The sequence below is a fragment of the Vibrio sp. S12_S33 genome, from assembly GCF_963889785.1.
In the GTDB taxonomy this organism is placed as follows: Bacteria; Pseudomonadota; Gammaproteobacteria; order Enterobacterales; family Vibrionaceae; genus Vibrio; species Vibrio aestuarianus.
Genome location: NZ_CAWPQZ010000330.1, coordinates 1 through 287 on the forward strand (window position 1 = coordinate 1; position 287 = coordinate 287).

Genomic DNA, 287 nt, shown 5'->3' on the forward strand with positions numbered 1-287 from the left:
ACGTTTAATGGTCGTCGTTGTGGTGGTGATAACCTCATCTTCCGCTTTCGCCGCTTCACATTCTGCCTCATTAAAGAGGTCACCCTGTGCTTCGTTATATGGCTTTAACGCTTCCGAGCGTTTGGCGAACTGGCGGTCAAGGGCGAGCTTGAACTGTTCGATTAAGGATTGGCGTTCTTGCTGCCACTCATTTTTCTCCGACATCAACGCTTTCACCATAGCTTGAAGCTCGGCGATGTCTTGGCTTTCTGGGTTAATATCGGGCGTCTTTTTCATGGCATTGATTA

At 48.4% G+C, this 287-nt stretch carries 1 protein-coding gene; it reads right to left on the reverse strand.

Annotated features, from left to right (window positions below; genetic code table 11):
- Positions 1-276, reverse strand: a 276-nt coding sequence (locus tag AACW06_RS20355) for an IS66 family transposase (protein WP_445286268.1), incomplete at its 3' end; no start/stop codon positions are given.
- Positions 277-287: the final 11 nt, after the last annotated feature.